This window comes from Oricola indica (genome assembly GCF_019966595.1).
Lineage (GTDB): Bacteria > Pseudomonadota > Alphaproteobacteria > Rhizobiales > Rhizobiaceae > Oricola > Oricola indica.
Genome location: NZ_JAINFJ010000001.1, coordinates 292635 through 318060, shown reverse-complemented (window position 1 = coordinate 318060; position 25426 = coordinate 292635). Strand labels below are relative to the sequence as shown.

Here is a 25426-nt window from a genome sequence, read left to right as displayed (position 1 = left end):
CATGGCAGGGGCGCAGCCCTGCTGTAGCATTATGTCATCAGCAGTTCGGGTTCTTGCCGGTCCACGGGGTTGTCTTCTGCATCAGGCCACCCGACTTCGTTTTTACAAACTCCGGGATAAGCTTGCTCCAGGTGCCCGAAAAACTGCACTTGTCCTTGAAATACCAGGTGAAGACACCGCTCGTCGTGGGATCGTATTTCTGCTTGGTCTTCCCGTATGCACCCCAAATGACGACGGCCTGGCGACCTTCATCCCAGTCGTAACCCTTGAGTTCGATATATCCGTCGCCGTCGTAATAGGTGTTGTTGGCGAAATTGATGGGGCCGTAACTGGAATCCCAGGTTCCGGAGAGGTCAGGTGCCTTTTTCGCCTTGAAATCACTTATCGCGGCGTTGATCGCCTCGAGTTGCGACGGCGTGCTTTCGGTCGGCTTGGAGGCGTACACAGTGCGCGAATCTCCCGACGGCGACGTGATCAGGATCTGGTTGTTCTTCTGAAGTTCGATCGTGACCGTCTTGCCGGCATCGTCATCCCTGAGAATGTGCTGCTTGAAGCCTTTGGTACCGCCATTCGCGAGCAACTCGCCAGCCGCTGCCGAGGCGATGGTCGCGCTCGCGGCGGCCATGGTCGTAACGACTGCAGCCGTTGCGGCCGGACCGCATGCTCCAGCGGTGCTGGCAGTGCAAACCGCGCCGAAAACGGTTGCCGCGATGGATGTGCCTACGGGAATTGCGATCTTGCTCGCTTTTTCCATGAAGTCGATTGCGCCGCGAAAATTGTTCGGATCGGAATAGTAGATTGTCGAGCTGTCGGTATAGACCCACGAAACATACCACCAGTCTCTCCCGGTCGTACCGAACCCGGTATTGTAGGTGACGGGTTGTCCCGAAGTTTTTGCACCGTCAGCGAGGACGCCTGGCCAATCCAGCTGATGCTCGTATTCGTCGCTGTATTTGTGGGCGACGGTAACGCTAAGGATGGTTTTGCCGGTCTTGTTGCTGACGACAACATCCGCCTGCTTCTTGTCGACGGCGTAAGATGTCGAAACAGTGCTCAGTGTGAAGAGCACGCCAAAGCAAATCTTGCCCAGCATGCCGCACGAATTGATATTCATGAAAGCATCTCCAGTTCCGGATTTCACTGTCCGGATCGTTTCAGGTTGCCCCTTCGATGGTCTTATGAAAGTACCGGGTCACGGATAAAAGCCTCGCCGGACGCCAATTGGACGTTTGGCGGTGATGGTTCCGTATTTGGCGATATGGGTCCTCTTGTCCCGAACGCCTCAATCGGCTTTCCTTGCGGCACCGCGTTCGGGCGGGAAACCGGGGAAATGTTGGCTATGAGTGCAATCTCATGAAGCGCGAGGTACTGCCTTTAGCCACGCGCTATGTTGCGATGCTGGTCTATGATCATGTCGCTTCCGTTGACGTCTGCGGGCCGCTGGAGCCATTCGGAGTCGCCAACTTTCTCACGGGCCGGCCGCTCTACCGGCCGATCACCGTCTCCGTCGACGGGAGGCCGGTGGAGGTGGCGGGAAGCTTCCTGCGGATAGAGCCGACCTGCAGCTGCGAGAACCTGCCGAAAAATCTCGACCTTCTGCTGGTCGCGGGCGGCCCGGGTTGTTTCGCCGCCTCCGAGAACGAGGAGATCACCGGCTGGATCCGCAAGCTGGAGCCGCGCTGCGACCGCATGGGGTCGGTGTGCACCGGGTCGACGGTGTTGCTGGCGTCGGGCGTCACCGATGGCCACCGCATTGCGACCCACTGGCTGGAGGCGATGCGCCTGGAGGCGGATGAGAACATCGCCGGCCAGGTCGATTCCGATGCGATCTTCGTCAATTCGGGCAAGTTCTGGACCTCTGCCGGCATGCTTGCCGGCATCGATCTCGCACTGGCCCTGATCGAGGAGGACCACGGTCGCCAGCTGGCGCTCGACGTCGCGCGCTTCATGGTGCTTGTCCTGCGCCGCCAGAGCGGCCAGACCCAGTTCAGCACGCATCTCATGGCCGACGCCACCGAGGATGCCAGGATTCGTCGGGTGCAACTGTATATCTGGGAAAACCCGGGCCTGGACTACTCGATCGGCAAGCTCGCCAGCTACGCTGCGATGAGCGAGCGGTCGCTGGAACGACGTTTCAAGGAAGTCACCAACACGACGATCTTCCGCTATATCGAGGACGTAAGGCTGAACGTCGCGCGCCGGCTCCTCGAAACGTCTGATCTGCCCATTCAGGCGATCGCGACGAAGAGCGGGTTCGGCACCGCGAAGACGTTGCGCCGGGCCTTCGCGCGCCGGCTTGGCGTGGCGCCCAGCGATTACCGGGCAAATTTCGGCATGGTCCGCGTCGACGGCGAGGATGTGGCGTCGGTCGTGGGAGAGATCCGCATGGATCTCGAAAGCGTCATTCTCGGAAAGTCAGTCTGGTAGGCGAGGGAACCTCCAATCCCACGAATTATGGCCGTTCAGCGGGCATACAGCTTTGCGGTGAAAATCTGCCGGGCGACACGAAACCGGCTCAGGGCGCAGTCCGCGCCGTTCAGACAGGAGACAGGCATGTTCGTCCGACAGATACTCGCCATGATCGCGATTGCGGCCATCACGCTTCCCGCGTCCGCGCGCACCGAACGATGGAGCGTGACGGGAACCGGGGCGGAAGCCACCGTCACCGATTGCACGGATTGCGAGGAGGATATGGGCCTTCTTGTCCGTTGCGAGGCGGCCGGCGTGCCGGCGACCCTATATGTGCCGTTCCAGGCGCTGGAGGAGGCTCCTGCCGAAGACGCGGAGCCGCGCGAGATCGTCTTCACTGTCGATGGAGAGCCGTTCTCCTATATGCCGGAGTTCGAACTCTGGGGGATGATCGGACACGTACCCAGGATCGCGCTGAAACCGTCGGATCCGCTGGTCCAAGCCTTGCGGGCCGGTCGGATGGTGCGCATCGCGCTTGGCGACGCAGCCGTGGAACTGCCGTTGAAAGGTTCGTGGGTGGCTTTGGCCGCCTTTGCACGGACTTGTCCCTGGGGGGAAGGAGGGGAGGCCGCGCCTTCCGAGGCTGGCATGAGCGACGCCGAGTGGCAGCATTATGCGTTCGACAATGACGACGGCGGTCGGGACCAGGTGCTGACCTTCGGCATTCCCGAAACCGATGCTTGGGCGCTGAACGTCACCTGCGAGCCCGGCAGTGTGGAGGCCGGAGCCACCGTGATGCTCGCCCTCTCTTTCGGGGAGCGCGAGGACGGGGAGGCGGCCGGCATCCGCATCGAAGCCGGCGACTACGCGGCCGATCTGTCCGGCACGGTATCGATCCAGAGCAGCGAATATGCCGGCGTGGAGACGAGGATCGGCATGGAAGACGGGTTCTGGGCCGCGCTGGCGGGGGCGGAAACGCTCGCATACGGTATCGCTGGCGAGGAGGCCCGCGTGATCCCGCTCGAAGGCGTTGGCGAGCCGCTTGGCCGCTTCCTTGGTGCATGCCGCGGGGAGACGGGTGGAGAGTGAAGCGGAACCGACGCGGAGGTCCATCAAGGTCTTGCAGTCGCCCGACCCTTGAATCCCGCTCCCGCCATCCCCATCTACGCCTTAACCGGCTGCCGCTGTGTAAGGCTCCTTCCAGATAGGTTGTGAGGTTTGCGGGCGAGGTTGGTTCATTTCCGATTGATAGCCTGGTGACCACGGAAGTACTGGCGCCATGCAAGTCTCGGGGAACGAGGGAAGCGGGCTTTTGGCCCGCTTTTTTTGTTTGTGCGGCGGCGTTACGCGGTTGCGCGCTCCGACATATCCTGACGCACAAGACAGCGTTGTCCTAGAAATCCGGCGTCCGGAAGGCGTGCGGGGCGTCGGCGCGCGGTCTCCGCGCGAAGGCGTCAGGCCGGCTCGACGCTTTCTCGCGGCAGAACCCGGGCGGCGTCGGCCTCGGCGAAGATCCAGTCCCGGAAGGCGCGAATGCGCGGGTGGGTGGCGCGGTTTTCGGGGTAGGCGACCGCGTAGAGCGTGACCGGCATGGTCACCGTGTCGAACAGCCGCACGAGGCTGCCGTGGGCCAGCGTGTCGGCCACCATTGCCTCATAGGCAAGCGACACGCCCTGGCTGCGTTCGGCCGCCGTCGTCGCGATTTCGCAATGAGGGAAGCGCGGTCCGCGCGGCATCGAGGGCACGGTCATGCCGGCAAGGCGGAACCACTCGTCCCAGGCGTCCATCACCTCGTCGTGGATGAGTGTGACGCCCAGCAGGTCGCGCGGCGTTTCCAGCCCCTCGCGCCGGATCAGTTCCGGCGAGGCGACGGGAAAGCGGTTGGAGGCCATGAAGGGTTCGACGATGAGCCCGTCGACCGGCGCGCCGCCCCAGTGGATCACCACGTCGGCGTCGTTGCGGCCGAAATCCGTGTCCGGCGCGCCTTCCGAGACCCGGAGCCGGATCGCGTTTCCGAAGGGCAGGCGGTTCAGCCGGGGCACCAGCCAGCGCGCCGCGAAACCGGGCGTGCACAGGACGCGCAATTCGCTTTCGGCGTCGTTCAATTCGCGTGTGGTCTCGTCCAGCGCATCAAGCAGCGCCGTTAGCTTGCCGACATAGGCCCGGCCGGTGAATGTCAGGTTCAGCCGGTTGCCCCTGCGCTCGAAAAGCGCGGTGTCGAGGAATTCCTCCAGCGCCCGGATCTGGTGGCTGACCGCGGAAGGCGTGACGCAGAGCTCGTCTGCCGCGTCCTTGACGCTCAGCCGTCTGGCCGTCGCCTCGAAGGCGCGCACGGCGGCGAATGGCGGAAAGCGGCGGCCCATCTGTGCTCCCTGGCTGAATCCTTTTCACGCGTCGTTGAACAAAGGTCTTTTGACCTTCCTCGTCTCCCGAACCTAGCATGAACGCGTCCAATCGGCCACAATTCGGAGGCGAAAATGACGCAACGGCACTTTGCCGGCGCGGCGGCGGCGTTTGCCGTTTTGCTGACGCTCATTCTCCCGGCCGCCGGCTTCGAAAACACCGGCGTGCCCGATCCCGATCCCGCCTGGCGTGACGCCGGCTCTCTCGACGATCTCGCGGGTGTCCTCGATGACTGGCTCGACGCCAACAGCGACTATCCGCGAAACCCAGCGCCGCTGGCGATCGAGATCGCCGATCCGATTACAATTGCCATGAACCCCTCGGTGGCGAGCAGCTTCGGTTCGCGCACGCGCGGACTCTACGATCCCGAGGCCGGCAGAATCTACCTGATCGCGCCGTGGTCGCGCAAAGACGCGCTCGACGTGTCGGTGCTGCTCCACGAGCTGGTGCATCACCGCCAGATCGCTCGACACTGGTACTGTCCGGCGGCCCAGGAACCGGACGCCTACACCCTCCAGCAGGCATGGCTCGCCGAGCGCGGCCTCGAGGCCGATATCGACCGCGTAACCATCGTCCTCGCGGCCGGTTGTACCCCGCGCGACATCCATCCCGACTGACACCCGCCTGCCTGACAAAAAAAGCCGCCCGTGTCGGCCACGGGCGGCTTTCCGCTCTCGAAAGGGAAGGAGAGCTTACTGGGCGGTGACGACGGTCATGACGAGTTTGCCGTCGACCTTCACCGGGCCATCTTCCTTCGCGCCCAGCGTATATTCGAAGATTCCGGTCTGCGTGCCGCCATCCTCGCCATGCAGCATGAGCATCAGCTTTTCGCCGGACTTCACTTCCTCCGTGAGGATCGCTGCGACATCGGTGTTCTCTCCGGCCTTCAGCGGAGCATGACCGACCACCGGGCCGGGCTTCATGTCGTCGCCGGTGCGGTGCACGACCAGCCAACCATTGCTGTCAGCCATGATCTTTGACGCGGTCACCGTTCCGCCGGAGACATCCTGATCCATGCCTTCGACCTTGAGCGCATGATCCATCGCGAAAGCCGAAGACGACATGATACCGGTCGCGGCGAGAGCAATAAGAAATTTCTTCATGAGTATATCCTCCTGTTTGGACGTTGCGCTTCAAGGGACGAAGACCGCGGCGATCGAGTTTCACTTTTGCGAAAATTTTTTCCTGCGCAGCCGGATTCTGGGCATTCCGCCGGCGCTCCGGACCGTAATCGCACGGCCACGGCATATTGACAGTCAACATATGATAAGTATACTTATCAACTAACGCGATGCCCATGGGCGGCTCATCGCGGGCGGCAGCGGTTGGAGGAGACAGACGGCCATGCAATTTCACTTGAACGGTTTCACGACGGGTGATCCGGAGGTCTCGAGCCAGTCGGAAGACATTTCGGCGCTGGCCAATACCGACATGCTTCCCGAGGAGGTGGATGTCCTGATCGTCGGCTGCGGCCCGGCCGGGCTGACGCTCGCCGCGCAGCTTTCGAAGTTTCCCGATATCCGGACGCGGATCGTCGAGCAGAAGGACGCACGGCTGACGCATGGCCAGGCCGACGGGATTGCCTGCAGGACGATGGAGATGTTCCAGGCCTTCGGCTTTGCCCACAGCGTCGCCCGCGAAGCCTGCTGGATCAGCGAGACGACCTTCTGGCGGCCCGACGAGGCGAACCGCGCGCATATTTCGCGTTCCGACCGGATCCAGGATGTCGAGGACGGGTTGTCCGAGTTTCCCCATGTCGTGTTGAACCAGGCGCGCGTTCACGACGCCTATCTGGAGATCATGCAAAATTCGCCGAACCGGCTGGAGCCGAATTACTCGCGCAAGCTGCTCGATCTCTCGGTCGATACCGCTGCCGATGCCGGCGACTATCCGGTGAGCGTGCGCATCGAGCGGACGGATGACGCCCACAAGGGCGAGATCGAGACCGTAAAGGCGAAATATGTCGTCGGCTGCGACGGCGCGCGCAGCGCGGTGCGCGCCTCGATCGGCCGGTCGCTCAAGGGCGAGGCGGCCAACCAGGCGTGGGGCGTGATGGACATACTCGCCGTCACCGATTTCCCGGATGTGCGCATGAAGTCGCTGATCCAGTCGGCCGAAGGAGGTTCGATCGTTCTCATCCCACGCGAGGGCGGCTACCTTTTCCGCGTCTATGTGGAACTCGACGAATTGGCCGAGGACGAGCGCGTCGCCAATCGCAACATCACCTCGGAATATCTGATCGACGCGGCAAACCGTGTTTTCAGCCCTTACACGCTCGACGTGAAGGAGATCGCCTGGTGGTCGGTCTACGAGATCGGTCACCGCATCTGCGACAAGTTCGATGATGTTCCGGCGGAGGATATCGACACCCGCCTTCCGCGCGTGTTCATTGCCGGCGATGCCTGCCACACCCACAGCCCGAAGGCGGGGCAGGGCATGAATGTTTCCATGCAGGACACGTTCAACCTCGGCTGGAAACTCGCCCATGTGCTTCATGGCAAGGCCGGCCCGGACCTGCTGCACAGCTATACGGCGGAGCGGAAGGCCATCGCGCAGGATCTGATCGACTTCGACAGCCGCTGGGCCCGGATGCTGAGTGCGCCGACCAAATCGGCCGACAATCCCGATGGTGTCGATCCGGCGGAAGTACAGAAATATTTCGTCCAGCACGGGCGCTATACGGCAGGCACGGCAACCGTCTATGCGCCGTCCGTCCTGACGGGCGCATCCACGCACCAGGACCTCGCAAAGGGGTTCGCGGTCGGCACCCGGTTTCACTCCGCACCGGTCATCCGACTCGGAGACGCCAAGCCGATGCATCTCGGCCACGTGGTCGAAGCGGACGGTCGTTGGCGCGTGTTCGCCTTTTCGGGCGCGGAGGCCCCGGCCGGCGAGTACTCGAAAATCCGCGGCCTGTGCGATTTCCTTGCGGACGATCCCGGATCGCCGATCCAGAAATACACGCCTTCCGGCGCCGATCCAGATTCGCTCATCGATGTGCGTGCCGTCTTCCAGCAGCCCTATCGGCAACTCTCCATCGAAGAGATGCCGGCGTTCCTCAGGCCGCGCAAGGGCCGCTACGGGCTGGTCGATTTCGAGAAGATGTTCTGCGCCGATCCAAGGGCAGGGGACATTTTCGATATGCGCGGCATCGACAGGGCGAGCGGCTGCATGGTGATCGTGCGTCCCGACCAGTATATCGCGCATGTGCTGCCGCTGGATGCGCATGGCGAACTGGCCGCCTATTTCGACGGATTTCTTATCCAGTCCGCATAGCCGGGTCGCGGCGTTTCGCCGCCTATGGGGTAATTTAGGCGACAAACATGTTACTGATGGTCCCGGCCGGCCCGCCGGGGCGTCACATTCGCTCCCAGGCAGATGCCCGATGATCCTTTGGACCGTGAAGCCGGATTGACATGCTTTGAACGCCGTCAGCCGGGATTGCCAAGATGATTCGTTTTGCGTGCGCCCACCTGGGTCTGAGCTGGCCAGATTACGGAGGTTAACGGGAATTGACCGCAATTGCGGCCAATTTGGCCCGATTTGCCTCGCTTTTGCCGCATTCTCGCCCTTCAGGTCTTTTTACAGGCTTAAGGGTTTGTTAGGATTGGTAAAAAGCTATCCATAAGGATTGGAGGGGACGTGCTGTTTTCTGGCGGGGAAAATAGCCATCGCAAAGAAGGTCGGGGACTTCGGATCGTGGCGCTGCCGCTGATCGCGATGTTCGCCAACCTGTCGCTTCCGACCCAGGCCGCGCTTCCCGAACATTCTACGCGTGACTGGACAATCCCGCTGACCGACACCTTCCAGGCGCGGTTTTCGCCGCGCGAGGATCAGAGAACATCGCCTGAATTGAGGGCGCTCGAGGTGCAACTCGCAAAGATGCGGCTGCAACTCGACGAGGAAAGACTTCGTCCCGCCGATCTGTTCACCGACGACGAGAGTGCTTGGGACGCCGAGCCGATCAAAGGCAAGACCGGTCGTTACTGGTCGATAAACCGAAGCTACGGACCGCGGATCGATGGTGCGGATATACAGGTGGCAGCGCTTCCGGGTATCCAGTCGGTCGCCAGCGAGCGTTTCGCCGGTCTGGCTCCGGCGCGGAGCGGCCTCGTCACCGATGGGCAGGTCAGTTCCGGTGCGGTTGCCTATGCGCCCTACAATCCGAAGAAGGTCGTCTGGTCTCCGCTCGCCATGCTTTCTCCGCTGCCCAAACCATTGGGCAAGGGCGATCACGCCTGGATGCGCCGGCCGCTTCCAGCCAGCACCTACTCCGCAGAACAGCAGCGGTGTCTGGCGACCGCCGTCTATTTCGAGGCGAGAGGCGAATCCGCCAAGGGCCAGGCCGCCGTGGCCCAGGTCGTCTTGAACCGCGTTCGGAACCCCGCCTATCCCAATACGGTTTGCGGCGTCGTCTACCAGAACGCCCAGCAGCGCAATCGCTGCCAGTTCTCCTTCGCCTGCGACGGTGTCGCCGAGCGGGTTGGGCGGAAAAGCGCATACGAGCGCGCCGCAAGGATCGCCATGGCTGTTACGACCGGCGAAACCTATGTGTCCGAGGTCGGGTCATCGACCCATTATTTCGCCAATTATGTTCGTCCGCGCTGGGCGAGTTCCATGGTCAAGATGGCAAACATCGGCGACCACATTTTCTTCAGGACCAAGGGCGGCGGCTGGCGGTAACGCCTGCGTCCGGCGTTGGCCGGGTTCGTTTGCGTTCTTCTCCTGCCTAAAGGCTTCTCCGGTCAATTTCCCCGAGCGTTGATCGTGTCAAACCGGATTTCCTTCTTCGACGGCCACAATGATTTCCTTGTTCGCCTGATGATGGCGGAGGCGCCGCGCGCCGATGTCTGGCGCGGACCGCGCGAGAAGGGCCATCTGGACCTTGCCCGGATGCGCGAGGGCGGCTTTGCCGGCGGGCTGTTTGCAATCTTCGTGCCGTCACCCGCCAAGGGGCCGCGCCGCGATCTCGCCTCGCAGATGGCGGCCTCGTCGCAGGGCGTTCCGCTGCCGCCACTGATGACGCATGAGGCGGCGCAACCGGTCGCCCTCAAACAGGCGGGACTGCTGCACTGGATGGCGCGCGAAGCCCCGGACGATTTCGCCGTCTGCCGTAGCGCGGGCGAAATTCGCGGCGCGATGGCCGAGGGCAAGATCGCCGGTGTCCTGCACATGGAGGGCGCGGAGCCGATCGGCGAAGACCTCGACGCGCTCTACCTGTTCCACGAGATCGGGCTGCGTTCGCTCGGGCCGGTCTGGAGCCGGCCGACCGTCTTCGGCCATGGTGTCCCGATGCGCTTCCCTGCCGATCCCGATATCGGCCCCGGGCTGACCGAGGCGGGCAAGGATCTCGTGCGCCTGTGCAACGAGCTTGGTATCCTGATCGACCTCTCGCACATGAACGAGGCGGGTTTTGACGATGTCGCCGCGCTGTCGGACGCACCGCTTGTGGCGACGCATTCCAATGCGCACAAGCTTTGCGCCTCGCCGCGCAACCTGACCGACCGGCAACTGGCGCGGATCCGTGAGACGGGCGGGCTCGTCGGGCTCAATTTCGCGACGTTCTACTTGCGCGAGGACGGCAAGTTCGACGCCGACATGGGCTGGGACGAGTTGCTCCGCCACGCCGACTACCTGATCGAGCATCTGGGTGAGGAGCATGTCGGCCTCGGGTCGGATTTCGATGGCTGCCTCGTGCCGAACCCGATCGGCGACGTCACCGGTGTGCAGGCGCTTTTCGTTGCGTTGCGTGAACACGGCTATGACGATGCACTTCTGGCCAAGCTCGCGCGTGACAACTGGCTTTCCTGCCTGGAACGCACGCTGGGGGCCTGAGCCCACATCGGAAAGTATCCGCTTACCAAAGGTTAACCGTGTCTTAAATGAGGCCCGGTAGTTTGCCCAATCACCATGGCTCTTGGCCGTGCGGGTATGACACCCGCAGACCCCCGCCGGTTCGGCATGTCTTCCTGCTCAGGACCGGAGTTTGTTTCCATGCTGATTTCGCGCAAATTGCCGCTTGCCGCGGCCGTTCTCACAGTCGTCTCCATCGGTGTTGCCAGTTCCGCCAGCCTGCTTATCGCATCGGGAACCGTGCGTCAGGAGGCGCAGGCGAAGCTGAATGCGGTCGCAGACGGCCGCCGCAACGAACTCGAGGTGCATCTGCGCGGCGTGTTGCACGACCTGCGCACGCAGGCGTCTTCGAAGAACACGCTGTCTGCTCTGAATTCGTTCATCGCGGCGTGGAACGTTTCCGGCGACGCGGCGCAGGAGGAGATGCAACGCCGCTATATAACCGAGAATCCCAATGGTGTCGGCGAGAAGGACCTTCTCGACAATGCCGGCAACGGCGATGCCTATGACGCGGTCCACAATCTGTTCCATCCGTCCCTGCGCGAGCGCCAGCACGAGTTCGGATATTCGGACATCTTCCTGATCGATCTGGACGGCAATCTCGTCTACTCGGTTTCCAAGCAGGCGGACTACGCCACCAACCTCCTGACCGGCGAATGGAAGGATACGGGCCTCGGCACGGTCTATTCAAAGGCGGCCGGGGCGGAGGCGCCGGGAGATTTCGCCTTCGCCGATTTCGCGGCCTACGCGCCCGCGCAGGGTGAGCCGGCGAGTTTCGTGGCGGCTCCGGTCATGGATAACGGCAACAAGATCGGCGTTATCGCTTTTGAACTGCCCGTCGATCTCATTCGCAATGTTCTGGAGAACGTGACCGGTCTGGGCGAAACCGGCGAGACCGTGCTGCTGAACCGCGACGGCGTGTTCATTTCGGACGCCATGCACACGGACGAGAACGAGGCGCTGACGCAGAAACTGGATATTCCGGGCCTTGCGGCGCTTGGATATGACGGCGTGCTGAATGCGGAGATACAGGGCTATCGCGACATGACGGCCGATCTGTCGATCGCGAAGGCCGATTTCATGGATTCGGGGTGGTCCGTCGCGGCGATCATCGACCGCGCCGAGGTCATGCAGGGCGTGACGTCGATGCGCAATGCGGTGCTCGCGGCGGCGCTCGTGCTTCTTCTCGGCGCGCTGGCGTTCAGCACATGGTTTTCGCGCACACTGAGCCGACCGATCGGCGCGCTTGTCGGCGAAATGAAGCGGCTCGCCGACGGCGACACCGCGATCGAACTCGACGGACAGGACCGGCACGACGAAATCGGCGACATGGTCCGTTCGGTCGCTGTTTTCCGCGACGCGGCGGTCGAAAAGCAGCAGCTGGAATCCGAAGCCGAGGCCAATCGCTCGATGTCCGAAAAGGAACGTGCGGAGCGCGAGGCGCTAAAGGCCGAGGAACAGCGCCGCATGAAAGAGGCCGTCGATGCGCTCGGAGGCGGCCTGTCTCGTCTGGCCGACGGCGATCTCGCCGTGTCGCTGGACGAGCCCTTCATGGAAAGCCTCGACGGTCTGCGGGTGAACTTCAACGCATCGGTCTCGAACCTCAACGACACGCTGCGGCGGATCCGCGAGAAGTCGGGATCGATCGACAACAATTCGGCTGAAGTGCGCTCCGCTGCCGACGAGTTGTCGCGACGCACCGAGCAGCAGGCCGCCGCGCTCGAGGAGACCTCCTCGACGCTCGAGGAAATCACAGCCACGATCAAGGAAACGGCGGGCAGCGCCAACGAGGCCGCCGATATCGCCAATTCGACCAAGGATCACTCGGACCGGTCGGCCGGCGTCGTCGCCAAGGCGGCGGATGCGATGAAGGGGATCGAATCCGCCAGCGTCGAAATCGCCAGCATCATCAACGTGATCGATGACATCGCGTTCCAGACCAATCTCCTGGCGCTCAACGCCGGTGTCGAGGCGGCGCGGGCAGGCGAGGCCGGTCAGGGTTTTGCCGTGGTCGCTCAAGAGGTTCGCGAACTGGCCCAGCGGTCCGCCGCAGCCGCCAAGGAGATCAGGGGCCTGATCACCCGGTCGGGAAGCGAGGTGAAAAACGGCGTCGAACTGGTCGGGGCCGTCGCCATGGCACTCTCCGAGATCACGCAGAACGTCACGGACATCAACGACCGTATCGGTGGCATCGCCCGCGCGACCAAGGAACAGCTTGCCGGTGTCGAGGGCATCAATGCCGCGGTCGGCCAGATCGATCAGGTTACACAGAAGAACGCCGCGATGGTCGAGGAGACCACCGCCGTCGCGCACAATCTCGCCGGAGATGTCTCCGAGCTATCCGGGATGATCGGCGCGTTCACGCTGTCCGGGGTTTCGAAAAGCGCGTTTGTTCCCGCGGAGGCCACCGCCAGAACGACGCCGCCGGCGGAATCGCCGGCGCGCAAGCTCGCCAAGTCGGTGTCGAACGCGTTCGGCTTCAAGGGCAATGCGGCGCTGGCGCAGGGCGCCGACGCCGACTGGGACGAGTTCTGATCTCACTCGCCGAGCGCGATGCCCTCGCGGCGCGGGTCCGCCCCGCCCCTCAGGCCGTCAGGTCCGATGGAAATCGCGTGCAGTCCGGAATTGAGTTCGCGGACCGAAACCTTGTAGCCGAGCCCTTCCAGGGCTGGCTGCAACGTCGCGATATCGGTGCCTTCCTCGAGATCGAAGGTGCCGAAGCGGTTTAGCGCATGCGGCATGGACACCGCCTGCTGGACATCCATGCCCCAGGTCAGATGCGCCAGGATCGCCTGCGCGACATAGCCGATGATGCGGCTGCCTCCCGGTGAACCGATGGCCAGAACGGGGTTACCCTCGTGCATGACGATGGTGGGGGACATCGAGGAGCGCGGCCGCTTGCCCGGTTCTAAGCGGTTGGCGATGGGCTTGCCGTCGTCCTGAGTGGCGAACGAGAAGTCCGTCAGTTCGTTGTTGAGCAGGAAGCCATTGGTCATCAGCCGCGAGCCGAAGCCGTTCTCGATCGTCGTCGTCATCGACAGGACATTGCCTGCCGCGTCGACGATGGAGATGTGGCTGGTAGACGGATACTCGATCGACTGATCGTCTCCGAGCAGCATGGCGTGGTCGAAGGCGGGCATGCCGGGCTCGGCGCTCTCCAGCGCCTTGCCGGGATCCATGCGATCGCCCTCGATCATGCCGGCGCGCTCTTCCAGATAGGCCGGATCGATGAGCCCTTTCACCGGCATCGGCACGAAATCGCTGTCGGCCATGTACCGGCCGCGATCCGCGAAGGCGAGACGCGATGCGTCGCCGATCATCCGCCAAGTGTCCGCGTCCTTCGGATCGTCGATGGCGAAATTTCCGACAATTCCGAGGATCTGGCCGACCGTCAGCGCGCCGGAGGAGGGCGGTCCCATGCCGCAGACATCATATTGCAGGTATGGTGCGCAGATGGCGTCGCGCTCCTTCACCGAATAGGTGGCGAAGTCCTTGAGCGAAAGGACGCCCGGATTGCCCTCGGCATTGCGAACCGTGTCGACGATGGCCTCGGCGATAGCGCCCGAATAGAATGCATCCGCGCCTCCTTCTGCGAAGGTGCGCAGCGTGTCGGCATAAGCCGTGTTCTGGAGCCGCATACCGGCTTCGAGAGGGCGTCCGCCCGGCATGAAGTAGTTCGCTGTCGTGGCGAAACGCGACAAGCGGTCCGTGTCGGCGGCGACAAGGCTTGCCAGTCGCGGAGAGACCTCGAATCCCCGGTCGGCGAGCGTGATCGCGTCGGTAAAGAGGTCCGACCATTCGGCCTTGCCCCAGCGCTTCCAGGCTTCCTCCATCAGCATCGGCGTGCCCGGCGTGCCGACGGAACGGCCGCCGACGACAGCATCGAAGAATTTCAGCGGATCGCCGTTTTCGTCCTGGAACAGGGTCGGCGTGGCTTCCAGGGGAGCGGTTTCGCGCCCGTCCAGGGTCGTGACCTCGCCGGATTTCGCGTCGTACCAGACAAGGAAAGCGCCGCCGCCCATGCCCGACGATTGCGGTTCGACAAGGCCGAGGACGGACTGGACTGCGACCATGGCGTCGGCGGCCGAGCCGCCATTCGCAAGGACCTTCGCACCGGCCTCGACTGCCAGCGGGTTGGCGGCGGCGACCATCCAATTCTTCGCTTCGACCGGCTTGCCTGCGGCCTTGGCGTCCTGCGCGTCGCGGATCTTCTCGGAGGTGACGGAGATGAACCCCGTGGCTCCGCCTTCGGGCGCGACGGCGTCGGCCGCCTCCTGGGCATGAACCGGGAATGAATGCACGAGCGCGAGTGCGGTTGCGGCGGCGAAAGTTTTTCTCATCGGGGATCTCCTTCCAGTCGCGACACTACGCCCCCCGAAATGTGACTTTGGCAAGGCTTGCCTTTGGCCGCTTGCGGTATGCAAATGGCGTGACAGGGAGGACTGGCAATGTTCGATCACACGATGCGTTTCGGATTGGGCGAGGAGATCGAGGCGCTGCGCGAGATGGTGCGCCGCTTCGCCGCCGAGGAGATCGCGCCGCGCGCCGCCGAAATCGATGCAAGCAACGATTTTCCGATGGATCTATGGGAAAAGATGGGTGCGCTCGGCTTGCACGGTATCACGGTGCCTGAGGAAGATGGCGGCGCGGCGATGGGCTATCTCGCCCATTGCGTTGCGGTTGAGGAGGTCAGCCGGGCGTCGGCCTCGGTCGGGCTTTCCTACGGCGCGCATTCCAATCTCTGCGTCAACCAGTTGCGCCGCTGGGGTACGCCGGAGCAGAAGGCGAAATACCTGCCGAAGCTGATTTCCGGTGAGCATGTCGGTTCGCTGGCGATGAGCGAGCCTGGCGCGGGCTCCGATGTCGTGTCGATGAAGCTAAGGGCCGAGAAGCGAAACGACCGTTATGTGCTCAACGGCAACAAGATGTGGATAACCAACGGGCCGGATGCTTCGACGCTGATCGTCTACGCCAAGACCGATCCCGACGCGGGTTCACGCGGAATCACCGCATTTCTGATCGAAAAGGAGATGGCTGGTTTTTCCACGGCGCAGAAGCTCGACAAGCTCGGCATGCGCGGCTCCAACACATGCGAACTGGTCTTCGAGGATTGCGAGGTGCCGTTCGAGAACGTGCTCGGCGAGGAGGGCAAGGGCGTCAATGTGCTGATGTCCGGGCTCGACTACGAACGTGTGGTGTTGGCGGCGGGGCCGGTCGGCATCATGGCCGCCGCGCTCGATGTGGTGGTGCCCTATGTCCACGAGCGCGAGCAGTTCGGCAAGCCGATCGGTACCTTCCAGCTCATGCAGGGCAAGCTTGCCGATATGTATACGACGATGAATGCGTGCCGCGCCTATGTCTACGCCGTGGCGGCGGCCTGCGATCGCGGCGAGACAAGCCGGCAGGATTCCGCCGGCTGCATTCTCTATGCGGCCGAGAAGGCGACGCAGGTGGCGCTCGACGCGATCCAGTGCCTCGGCGGAAACGGCTATATCAACGATTACCCGGCCGGCCGGCTGCTGCGCGACGCGAAGCTCTACGAGATCGGCGCGGGGACCAGCGAAATCCGGCGCATGCTGATCGGACGGGAGCTCTTCGAGGAGACGAAGTGAGGCGACTGGTTTTCTTCGCCTTCTTCTTTGTCGCGCCGGCAGCGGCGGAGGTCGCCGAGAGTCGCGATATCGGGCAGATCGAAAGCTGCCTGAGCCGTGCAGGCGGCGATGTTTCGATGACGGCTCATGAGTGCATCGGAACAGTCTCCGATGATTGCGGCCGTGCCGAAGGTCCCGGGAGCGCCGCCGATTGCATGCTTCGCGAGGCGGATGCCTGGATGCGCGTCGGCGAAGGTAGGCTGGATGTCCTTCGCGCCCGGTCCAAGCCGGATATTGTCGCCGAAACCGAGGCAGCCCAGGCGGCATGGGCGACCTATCGGGACGCGCAATGCAACGCCACCGGCGCTTTCTTCTACCAATATTCCGGTTCCGCCTCCGCTGAATGGCAGGCTGCGTGTCTGCGGGACTTGGCGGCGGAACGCACTATCCTTCTCGATGACTGGGCCATGCGCTCGGAGGATTTCGAATGAGAAGGAGCCGAAAATGGCCGGAGACAATTTCAACGGGATAAAGGCGCTGTTCATCAACTGCACGCTGAAATCGAGTGCGCAGGGCCAATCGCACACCGAGACGCTGATGCGCGATTCGATGGCGATCATGGAGGCGAACGGGGTCGAGGTTTCCTATCTGCGCGCCGCTGATCACGCCATCGCATTCGGGGTCTATCCCGACATGCGCGAGCATGGCGCAAAGGTCGATGACTGGCCGGACGTCTTCTGGCCCAAGGTGGCGGAAGCCGACATCCTCGTCATCGGGACGCCGCTTTGGCTCGGCGAGGAGAGTTCGATCTGTCGCGTCATCATCGAGCGGCTCTATGCCCATTCCGGCCAGCGCAACGACAAGGGCCAGTACATCTTCTACGGCAAGACCGGCGGTTGCATCGTCACCGGCAACGAGGACGGCATCAAGCATGCGGCGATGACCTGCCAATACGCGATGGCGCATGTCGGCTACACGATCCCGCCGCAGGCCGATTGCGGCTGGATCGGCGAGGCAGGGCCGGGACCGTCCTATGGCGACGAGATGGAGGATGGCGGTCGCGCCGGTTTCGACAACGACTTCACGAAGCGCAACCTGACCTTCATGACCTGGAACCTGATGCACATGGCGAAGATGCTCGCTGACGCGGGCGGTATTCCGGCGGAGGGCAATTCGGTCCCCGAATGGAATGACGGCCGGCGGTTCGACCATCCCAATCCCGAGTATCGATGAGTCGGCTTTGCTGATCGTTCGTGTCATTTTCCGGGCTAGCCGTCGGCTGGCGGCGCCTGCTAAAGCGGAGAAAACCGGGGGAAGATATCTGCCATGACCGTCATCCAGTCCACCGTCGCCCATGCGTCGCCGGAATTCGCCGCCAACCGCGCGGCGATGGAAGCGCAGTATGAGGCGATCGCGGCGGAGGCGGCGCGGATCATGCGCGGTGGCTCGGAAGCCTCGCGCGAACGTCACGTCAAGCGCGGAAAGCTGTTACCGCGCGACCGGCTCGCCGGGTTGCTCGATCCGGGTTCTCCCTTCCTGGAGGTCGGGCTTTTCGCGGCGAGCGGCGTCTATGAGGACGACATTCCCTCTGCGGGCGCGATCGCAGGAATCGGCCGTATCGCCGGTCGTGACTGCATGATCCTCGTCAACGACGCGACGGTGAAAGGGGGCACCTATTTTCCCCTGACGGTCAAGAAGCATCTGCGCGCCCAGGAAATCGCCGAGGAGAACAGGCTACCCTGCATCTACCTGGTCGATAGCGGCGGCGCGAACCTTCCGAACCAGGATGAGGTCTTCCCCGACAAGGACCATTTCGGCCGTATCTTCTTCAACCAGGCGCGCATGAGCGCGAAGGGCATCGCGCAGATCGCGGTGGTCATGGGGTCGTGCACGGCGGGCGGCGCCTATGTGCCGGCGATGAGCGACCAGACCATCATCGTGAAGAACCAGGGCACAATCTTCCTTGCCGGTCCGCCTCTGGTGAAGGAAGCGACAGGCGAGGTGGTCGATGCCGAGACCCTGGGCGGCGGCGATACGCATACGCGGCTGTCCGGCGTCGCCGATTATCTCGCGGAAAACGATGACCACGCGCTTGCGCTGGCGCGCGAGATCGTCGGCAACCTCGGTCCGGCGCCCGCGCCGTCCGTCGCGCTTGCGGCCCCGTGCGAACCGGCTTATCCGGCGGACGACATCATGGGTATCGTTCCGGCCGATACGAAAACGCCTTACGACGTCCGCGAAGTGATCGCGCGGATCGTTGACGGATCGGAGTTCTCCGAGTTCAAGCCGCGCTACGGCACGACGCTGGTCACCGGCTTTGCCCATATCGATGGCGTGCCGGTCGGGATCCTCGCGAACAATGGCGTGTTGTTTTCCGAAAGCTCGCTGAAGGGCGCGCATTTCATCGAGCTGTGCTGCCAGCGCAAGATTCCGCTGCTCTTTCTGCAGAACATCACGGGCTTCATGGTCGGCTCGAAATACGAGGCCGGCGGCATCGCGCGAGATGGAGCGAAGCTGGTGGCGGCTGTCTCGACGGCGGCCGTACCGAAGGTGACCGTGATCATCGGCGGCTCCTATGGCGCCGGCAATTACGGCATGTGCGGCAGGGCCTATTCGCCGCGTTTCCTTTGGATGTGGCCGAATGCCCGCATCTCGGTGATGGGCGGGGCGCAGGCGGCAGGCGTGCTGGCCAATGTGCGCCGCGCGGGTATCGAGGCGAAGGGCGGCACATGGTCGGCGGAAGAGGAAGCCGAGTTCAAGCGGCCGACACTCGAAATGTTCGAGCGCCAGTCGCACCCGCTCTACGCCTCGGCGCGGCTGTGGGACGACGGCATCATCGATCCACGCAAAACGCGCGACGTGGTGGCGCTGAGCCTGAAGGCGGCGCTCAATGCGCCCGTGGAGGAGACGACGTTCGGCGTGTTCAGGATGTGACGCACACGCGGGAGCTGCTATCGATCTCCGGATCGGGCCTGCGCATGAAGACTGCCAGCGCTGCTGCGAGAAGCAAAGTGGAAATCGTGTTGACCCCGTAAGCCTGCGCCGACTTGAACACTGCGAGTATCGTCAGCAGCCCGATCGCGCCAAGCGCGGCGAACCCCATTTGACGAAACTTCGGCCGGCCGTCGTCCACAATCCGCTGCACGAGGACCGTCAGGGGGAAGAGCAGCCAGACGAAATAGTAGGTACGCGCCAGAGGTGAGACGATCGTCATCAGGCAAATCAATATCGCTATCTCGTCGGCATACGCCCTCGGATTCATGTGCCGTCGCGGGACCATGACAGCCACGAATGCAAGCCCCAGAAGGGCGGCCACTGCAAGCACGACGAGATTTGCCTGATCATAGCTGAGTTCGAACAGGTTCATGTAGGCAGGCTCGGAACCCTCAGAGACCGCGAAATAGTTGATCGGGCGGACGATGCGGTGCGTCAGGGCATAAATCGACGCGTTTTTCCACGACCAGTTCTGCGATTCCCGCTGGCCGAAACCGTCCTCTGAGCCGACCATCGCAACAGCCCATGTGTTCAATTCGTCGAGGTTCCGTTCGACGCCCCGGATCGGAGAGGGAATTGCGACGAGGAAGACTACGAGAAAGATGGAAAGGCTGGCTGTCGCGCGCCAGTGCCTGCGCCAGATGAGATAGGGCAGCACTGCAATCGGAAAGACCTTCACCGCCACGGCGAATGCGAAAGCCGCGCCGGACAGAACCGGCCGGTCACGCTGAAGGGCGTAGAAACCGATCAGCATGGCAAGGAGCAGGATGATATTGGGCTGGCCGAGATCGAAATTTTCGATCGCCAAGGGGGCGGTGATTAGTATGGGAACAAGATTGGCCCATTGCGGCATCGAGCGATCGCCCTGGGCCAGCTTTTGCGAAAGGATAACCGCCATCCAGAGCACCAGCGAGTTCGCCAGGAGCAGCAAAAGATAGAAAGGTATCTTGCCGAATACAGTGATGGGCGCCAGCAGGATCGCTGCAAATGGCGTGTAAAGAAAGTCGGGCGAGTCGTAGAGCGGTCCACCGGAGATCACAGTCTGACCGACCCTGAACCAGAGCGGGAAGTCTTTGGTCTTTCCGTCGCCCAAAACCTCCGGAAAGATGACATACAGGGTCATGACAACGCATATTCCAACGATCAACATGTCGCGGGGGCGTCGCAGATCGGGGGCGAGTATACGAAACGTCATTTGGTGGAGCTTTCCGCGCGAGGCTTGTCGGTCCATACCGAAAGGTCGGGGGAGTCTCAAGCGGAGAAGGATCGCATGATGAGTGGAGCCGACCGTCTGTCCGTATACCAGGGCGACATTACGACGCTCACCGTCGATGCTATCGTCAACGCCGCCAATTCCTCACTTCTCGGCGGGGGTGGCGTGGACGGGGCGATCCACCGCGCGGCGGGGCCGGAGCTGCTCGCCGTATGCCGCACGCTCGGGGGTTGCCCGACAGGCGAGGCGAGGATCACCGGCGGTTACGATCTTCCGGCGCGGTTCGTCATCCACACTGTCGGTCCGGTCTGGCGCGGTGGCGATGAGGGGGAGGCGGAACTGCTTGCCGCCTGCTATCGCAATTCGATTCAACTCGCTGCCGCAAATGACTGCGTGACAATCGCTTTTCCGGCGATCTCGACCGGTGTCTACGGCTATCCGGCGGAGCCAGCGGCCCAGATCGCCGTGCGTACGGTTGCCGATGTGCTGGAGCATCACGTTTCCATCGAAAGCGTGACCTTTTGCTGTTTCAGCGCAGCCTCGGCCGATCTGCATCGCGCCGCGATCGCCCGGCTCTGACCGCAACCGGACACCGACGGATGAATTTGCGGCTTTGCTCCGCTCCGCCGGCACGATAAACCGACTGCATGAAACCGCCTTTCTCGAAGTTGCTTATCGCCAATCGCGGCGAAATCGCCTGCCGGATCATTGCGACGGCGCGCCGGCTCGGCGTGAAGACGGTGGCAGTCTTCTCGGATGCGGATGCGCGCGCGCTGCATGTCGAGCTGGCCGACGAAGCCGTGCGGATCGGGCCGGCACCGGCAACCGATAGCTATCTCGACGCGAATGCGATCATCGCGGCAGCGAAACGGACCGGCGCCGAGGCGATCCATCCGGGCTACGGCTTTCTTTCGGAAAACCCGGAATTTGTGGAGGCGGTCGAGGCGGCTGGGCTCGTCTTCGTCGGGCCTTCTGCGGATTCGATCCGCGCCATGGGCCTGAAGGACGCCGCCAAACGCCTGATGGAGAAAGCCGGCGTGCCGGTGGTGCCCGGCTATCACGGCGAAGCACAGGAGGTCGTCGTGCTGGCCGCCAAGGCCAATGAGATCGGCTATCCGGTGCTCATAAAGGCGCGTGCGGGCGGCGGCGGCAAAGGTATGCGCAAGGTCGACGATCAGAGGGCGTTCAAGGATGCGTTAGGGGCCGCGAAGCGGGAGGCGAAATCCGCCTTCGGCGACGACCGAGTCCTGGTCGAGAAATACGTCGCCACACCGCGCCATATCGAGGTGCAGGTCTTCGGCGACAGTCACGGCAATGTCGTCCATCTTTTCGAGCGCGACTGCTCGCTGCAGCGCCGCCACCAGAAAGTGATCGAGGAAGCGCCCGCGCCGGGCATGACCGATGACGTTCGCGCCGCGATGACCGAGGCGGCCGTCAAGGCAGCGCAGGCGATCAACTATTCGGGCGCCGGCACGATCGAGTTCATCGCCGACGGCTCGGGGCCGCTTCGGTCGGACGGCTTCTGGTTCATGGAAATGAACACGCGGCTGCAGGTCGAGCATCCGGTGACTGAAGCTATCACGGGACAGGACCTCGTCGAATGGCAACTGCGCGTAGCAGCGGGTGAGACACTGCCGCTTTCCCAGGGCGATATCGCGATCAGCGGACATGCATTCGAGGCGCGGCTTTATGCGGAAGACCCGGCGAACGGCTTCCTGCCGGCAACGGGGACGCTGCATCACCTGGCCTTCGACCAAAATGCGCGCAACGATGCCGGCGTGCGCTCCGGCGACGCGATCACCCCCTTCTACGATCCGATGATCGCCAAGGTGATCACCCACGGCGAAACGCGTGACGAGGCCCTTTCGAAACTCGGCACGGCACTGCGCGGAACGCATGTGGCGGGAACGGTGACCAATGCGGCGTTTCTCGCGACGCTGGCCTCACATGAAGGCTTTGCGCGGGGCGAGGTGGATACGGGCCTGATCGACCGGGAAAATTCTGCACTGATCGTGTCCGAACCGCTGACCGAGGCCGCGATCGCGCTGGCTGCGGTGACGGCGCTTGAGCTCGATCCGGCCGCGCGCTTTGCCGGTTGGCGCTTGTGGGGCGACGCATCGCACCCCGTTCGTTTCATGCACGGGGGCGAGGAACTGAAGCGCCGGCTTCTCCTTCCAGGCGACGGTTCGGTCGTGCTTGAGGGGGGCGCAGAGACCGTGCGGCTGCGTGGCATCGTGCGCGAAGGCACGAAGGTTTCCGCGCGGACCGGGGCCACCGGAGCAATGATCGAGGCCAATATCGCAGTCTGGCGTGGGATCGAGGGCACGGAGATATCGATCCTGATGGACGGCGTGGCGCATGACCTGCTGATGCCCGACCCGCTTGCTGTCGCCGCGCATCACGGCGATCTTGGCGATGCGATACTCGCGCCGATGACGGGTATCGTGCGCGCGGTGACCGCGCGTGAAGGCGTCGCCGTGGACAAGGGCGACAAACTGGTCGTCCTGGAAGCGATGAAGATGGAGACAAGCCTGACCGCCCCGCGCGCCGGGCTGGTGGCGGAAATCTTCTGCGCCGAGGGCGAGACCGTGGATGGCGGCGCGGTTCTGCTGCGTTTCGAGGAGACCGGATCTTGATCCGGCTGCATCATTGCCATGAAACGCGGTCCATGCGGGTGCTGTGGCTGCTCAACGAACTCGGCGTGCCATTCGAACTTGTCGTCCATTCGTTCGACAAGACATTGCGCAAGCCGGACTATCTGGCGGTGTCGCCCGCCGGGCGCGTTCCGGCGCTCGAAATCGACGGCGCCACCATGTTCGAGAGCGGCGCGATGATGGAATATCTGTGCGAGCGCTTTCCCGATGCCGGTCTGGGCCGTCTTCCGGGCGATCCCGAGCGCGCCGAGTGGCTGACATGGCTGCATTTCGCGGAGACGATTAGCCAGCATACCGCCGCGCTGACGCAGCAGCATGTTGCGCTCTACGAGGACAGCATGCGGTCTCCGATCGTGATGAAGCTCGAGGCGGCGCGACTGAAGAAGTGTTTCGCGGCGATCGAGGCGCGCTTGTCCGAACCCGGCGAGAGGCGCGGGTATCTGCTTTCCTCCGGTTTTTCCGCTGTGGACATCGCGGTCGGGCAGGCCGTCTTCATGGGGACGCATTACGCATCGCTGGACGATTTCCCTCATGTCGGAGACTGGTATGGCCGCATAACCGCGCGGCCGGCTTTCAAGGCGTCGCTTCCGAACGATGGTGATCCGAAGCTGTTCGACCGCGACTTCTATCCCGTATGGGACGTGCCGGCGTGAGCCGGGTGCGTATCTACGAGGTCGGCCCGCGTGACGGGTTGCAGAACGAAAAGGCCGTGATCCCGACGGACAAGAAGATCGCACTGATCGATCTCCTGTCCGACGCCGGGTTCGACAGGATCGAGGCGACGAGTTTCGTCTCGCCGAAATGGGTGCCTCAACTGGCGGACGCGGAGGCGGTTCTCGCCGGAATCAGGCGCAGGCCGGGCATCAGCTATGCGGCTCTGACGCCGAACCTCAAGGGGTTCGAGCGCGCCGTCGCCGCGAAGGCGGACGAGGTGGCGATCTTCGGCGCGGCCTCGGAGACGTTCAGCCAGAAGAATATCAATTGTTCCATCGCCGAAAGCCTTGAACGGTTCATGCCGATCGTGGAGGCCGCCCAGCGCGCGGCCATTCCGGTGCGCGGCTATGTCTCCTGTGTTGTCTCTTGCCCCTATGAGGGCGCGATACTCCCGGAAGCGGTGCGCGACGTGGCGGCACGGCTGTCGGAAATGGGGTGCTACGAGATTTCACTTGGTGACACGATCGGCCACGGTACGCCAGACACGGTCGCGGCCATGCTCGAGGCGGTGCTGGAGGCTGTTCCGGCCGACCGTCTTGCCGGTCATTTCCACGATACCAACAACCGGGCGCTCGACAATGTACGGGCCAGCCTCGGTCTCGGGCTCAGGACCTTCGACAGCGCCGTTGGCGGACTCGGCGGGTGTCCCTATGCGCCGGGCGCCAAGGGCAATGTCTCGACCACAGCGCTTGCTGATATGCTGGCGGCGGATGGCTGGGAGACCGGCATCGACATGGACAATCTGGCGGCGGCAGAAGCTTATCTCGCGAAAGAGATCGCCACGGTGCCTGCGAGGGAGTGACGTGATGGGATACGAGACGATCCGGGTGGAAACGGATGCACGCGGCATTGCGACGGTCACGCTTGCCCGACCGGACAAGCACAATGCGATGAATGCCCGAATGATCGCCGAGCTGACGAAGGCGGCCGTGGAGCTTGCCGGCAATGCCGCTATCCGCGCCATCATCCTTGCCGGCGAGGGGAAGACGTTCTGCGCCGGTGGCGATCTTGGCTGGATGCGCGAGCAGGCGGGGAAGGACCGCGCGGGCAAAATGGCGGAGGCGCGGGCGCTCGCCGGCATGCTCGGCGCATGGAACGCGCTGTCGAAGCCGGTCATCGCGCGCGTTCAGGGGGCTGCCTATGGCGGCGGCCTTGGGTTGATGGCCGTGTCGGATATCGTCGTTGCGGCGGGTAATGCGAAATTCGCGCTGACCGAAACGCGTCTTGGGTTGATTCCCGCGACGATCGGACCCTTTGTGGTCTCCAAGCTGGGCCCGGCTTTCTCACGACAGGTCTTCTTCAGCGCCAAGCCCTTTGAGCCGGACTTCGGATTGCGCTGCGGGCTGGTCGCACGGGTCGCGCCGGATGGGGAACTGGACGCCGCCGTGGAGGAAGAGGCGACGGCTTTCCTTTCTTGCGCGCCGGGCGCCGTCGCTGACGCCAAGGCGCTGGCGCGCAAGCTTGCCGGTCCCGATCCGGCGGAACAGGCGGAGATGACCGCAAACGCGCTGGCGGACCGCTGGGAAACCGGGGAAGCGCAGGCAGGGATTGCCGCGTTTTTTGCGAAGGAAACACCGCCCTGGCGAAAGGGGTAG

Annotated in this window: 21 protein-coding genes; 16 read left to right on the top strand and 5 right to left on the bottom strand. The window is 63.3% G+C overall.

Going from position 1 to position 25426, the window contains the following annotated elements; translation table 11 throughout:
- Positions 1-37: 37 nt before the first annotated feature.
- On the bottom strand, positions 38-1114 hold the full coding sequence (locus tag LC343_RS01515) for a hypothetical protein (protein WP_223475321.1): 1077 nt from the start codon (positions 1112-1114) through the stop codon (positions 38-40).
- Between the two features lie 239 nt (positions 1115-1353).
- On the opposite strand from LC343_RS01515, the gene LC343_RS01510 reads away from it, so the two are divergent.
- Together LC343_RS01510 and LC343_RS01505 are read left to right on the top strand one after the other, a co-directional pair.
- Positions 1354-2427 (top strand): GlxA family transcriptional regulator, encoded by a 1074-nt coding sequence (locus LC343_RS01510; RefSeq protein ID WP_223475320.1) that lies wholly within the window; start codon positions 1354-1356, stop codon positions 2425-2427.
- A gap of 126 nt (positions 2428-2553) precedes the next feature.
- Entirely contained in the window at positions 2554-3498 is a 945-nt protein-coding gene (locus LC343_RS01505) for a hypothetical protein (protein WP_223475319.1), read from the top strand.
- A 365-nt stretch (positions 3499-3863) separates the two neighbouring features.
- On the opposite strand, the gene LC343_RS01500 is transcribed toward LC343_RS01505, so the two are convergent.
- A complete protein-coding gene (locus tag LC343_RS01500; protein WP_223475318.1) occupies positions 3864-4772 on the bottom strand; it encodes a LysR substrate-binding domain-containing protein in 909 nt (302 codons plus the stop codon).
- A 114-nt stretch (positions 4773-4886) separates the two neighbouring features.
- Here LC343_RS01500 and LC343_RS01495 point away from each other — a divergent pair, with 114 nt between their 5' ends.
- Complete coding sequence (locus LC343_RS01495; RefSeq protein WP_223475317.1) at positions 4887-5429, top strand: DUF6647 family protein; 543 nt, start codon at positions 4887-4889, stop codon at positions 5427-5429.
- Positions 5430-5504: 75 nt separating this feature from the next.
- On the opposite strand, the gene LC343_RS01490 is transcribed toward LC343_RS01495, so the two are convergent.
- Positions 5505-5915, bottom strand: a complete 411-nt coding sequence (locus LC343_RS01490; RefSeq protein ID WP_223475316.1) for a DUF7282 domain-containing protein — start codon at positions 5913-5915, stop codon at positions 5505-5507.
- 241 nt (positions 5916-6156) lie between these two features.
- On the opposite strand from LC343_RS01490, the gene LC343_RS01485 reads away from it, so the two are divergent.
- The 4 genes from LC343_RS01485 (at position 6157) to LC343_RS01470 (ending at position 13200) form a co-directional block, all read left to right on the top strand.
- Entirely contained in the window at positions 6157-8088 is a 1932-nt protein-coding gene (locus LC343_RS01485) for an FAD-binding monooxygenase (RefSeq protein ID WP_223475315.1), read from the top strand.
- A gap of 423 nt (positions 8089-8511) precedes the next feature.
- Positions 8512-9495, top strand: a complete 984-nt coding sequence (locus tag LC343_RS01480) for a cell wall hydrolase (protein WP_223475314.1) — start codon at positions 8512-8514, stop codon at positions 9493-9495.
- Positions 9496-9573: 78 nt separating this feature from the next.
- A complete protein-coding gene (locus tag LC343_RS01475; protein WP_223475313.1) occupies positions 9574-10647 on the top strand; it encodes a dipeptidase in 1074 nt (357 codons plus the stop codon).
- A 159-nt stretch (positions 10648-10806) separates the two neighbouring features.
- Positions 10807-13200 carry a methyl-accepting chemotaxis protein gene (locus LC343_RS01470; RefSeq protein WP_223475312.1) on the top strand — a complete coding sequence of 798 codons (2394 nt, stop codon included), beginning with the start codon at positions 10807-10809 and terminating at the stop codon, positions 13198-13200.
- 2 nt (positions 13201-13202) lie between these two features.
- On the opposite strand, the gene ggt is transcribed toward LC343_RS01470, so the two are convergent.
- Complete coding sequence (gene ggt, locus LC343_RS01465) at positions 13203-15005, bottom strand: gamma-glutamyltransferase (RefSeq protein WP_223475311.1); 1803 nt, start codon at positions 15003-15005, stop codon at positions 13203-13205.
- 123 nt (positions 15006-15128) lie between these two features.
- On the opposite strand from ggt, the gene LC343_RS01460 reads away from it, so the two are divergent.
- The 4 genes from LC343_RS01460 to LC343_RS01445 all read left to right on the top strand — a co-directional run bounded on the left by LC343_RS01460 (position 15129) and on the right by LC343_RS01445 (position 19190).
- On the top strand, positions 15129-16277 hold the full coding sequence (locus LC343_RS01460) for an isovaleryl-CoA dehydrogenase (protein ID WP_487345353.1): 1149 nt from the start codon (positions 15129-15131) through the stop codon (positions 16275-16277).
- Positions 16274-16747, top strand: coding sequence for a lysozyme inhibitor LprI family protein (locus LC343_RS01455; RefSeq protein ID WP_223475309.1), 474 nt, complete (start codon positions 16274-16276; stop codon positions 16745-16747). Before LC343_RS01460 ends, LC343_RS01455 begins: the two co-directional genes overlap by 4 nt.
- 13 nt (positions 16748-16760) lie before the next feature.
- A complete protein-coding gene (locus LC343_RS01450) occupies positions 16761-17489 on the top strand; it encodes a flavodoxin family protein (RefSeq protein WP_223475308.1) in 729 nt (242 codons plus the stop codon).
- 93 nt (positions 17490-17582) lie between these two features.
- On the top strand, positions 17583-19190 hold the full coding sequence (locus LC343_RS01445; RefSeq protein ID WP_223475307.1) for a carboxyl transferase domain-containing protein: 1608 nt from the start codon (positions 17583-17585) through the stop codon (positions 19188-19190).
- Here LC343_RS01445 and LC343_RS01440 read toward each other — a convergent pair.
- Positions 19180-20373 (bottom strand): glycosyltransferase family 87 protein, encoded by a 1194-nt coding sequence (locus LC343_RS01440; protein WP_223475306.1) that lies wholly within the window; start codon positions 20371-20373, stop codon positions 19180-19182. The two genes, LC343_RS01445 and LC343_RS01440, sit on opposite strands and share 11 nt — an antisense overlap.
- A 147-nt stretch (positions 20374-20520) precedes the next feature.
- On the opposite strand from LC343_RS01440, the gene LC343_RS01435 reads away from it, so the two are divergent.
- The 5 genes from LC343_RS01435 to LC343_RS01415 all read left to right on the top strand — a co-directional run bounded on the left by LC343_RS01435 (position 20521) and on the right by LC343_RS01415 (position 25426).
- Positions 20521-21042: an O-acetyl-ADP-ribose deacetylase gene (locus LC343_RS01435; protein WP_223475305.1), complete on the top strand. Its 522-nt coding sequence runs from the start codon at positions 20521-20523 to the stop codon at positions 21040-21042.
- Between the two features lie 68 nt (positions 21043-21110).
- The gene (locus LC343_RS01430; protein ID WP_223475304.1) at positions 21111-23099 is read left to right on the top strand and encodes an acetyl/propionyl/methylcrotonyl-CoA carboxylase subunit alpha; all 1989 of its coding nucleotides are present in this window, start codon (positions 21111-21113) and stop codon (positions 23097-23099) included.
- Entirely contained in the window at positions 23096-23770 is a 675-nt protein-coding gene (locus LC343_RS01425) for a glutathione S-transferase family protein (protein WP_223475303.1), read from the top strand. Before LC343_RS01430 ends, LC343_RS01425 begins: the two co-directional genes overlap by 4 nt.
- Entirely contained in the window at positions 23752-24633 is an 882-nt protein-coding gene (locus tag LC343_RS01420; protein WP_223475302.1) for a hydroxymethylglutaryl-CoA lyase, read from the top strand. Before LC343_RS01425 ends, LC343_RS01420 begins: the two co-directional genes overlap by 19 nt.
- Positions 24634-24637: 4 nt before the next feature.
- Positions 24638-25426: a crotonase/enoyl-CoA hydratase family protein gene (locus LC343_RS01415; RefSeq protein WP_223475301.1), complete on the top strand. Its 789-nt coding sequence runs from the start codon at positions 24638-24640 to the stop codon at positions 25424-25426.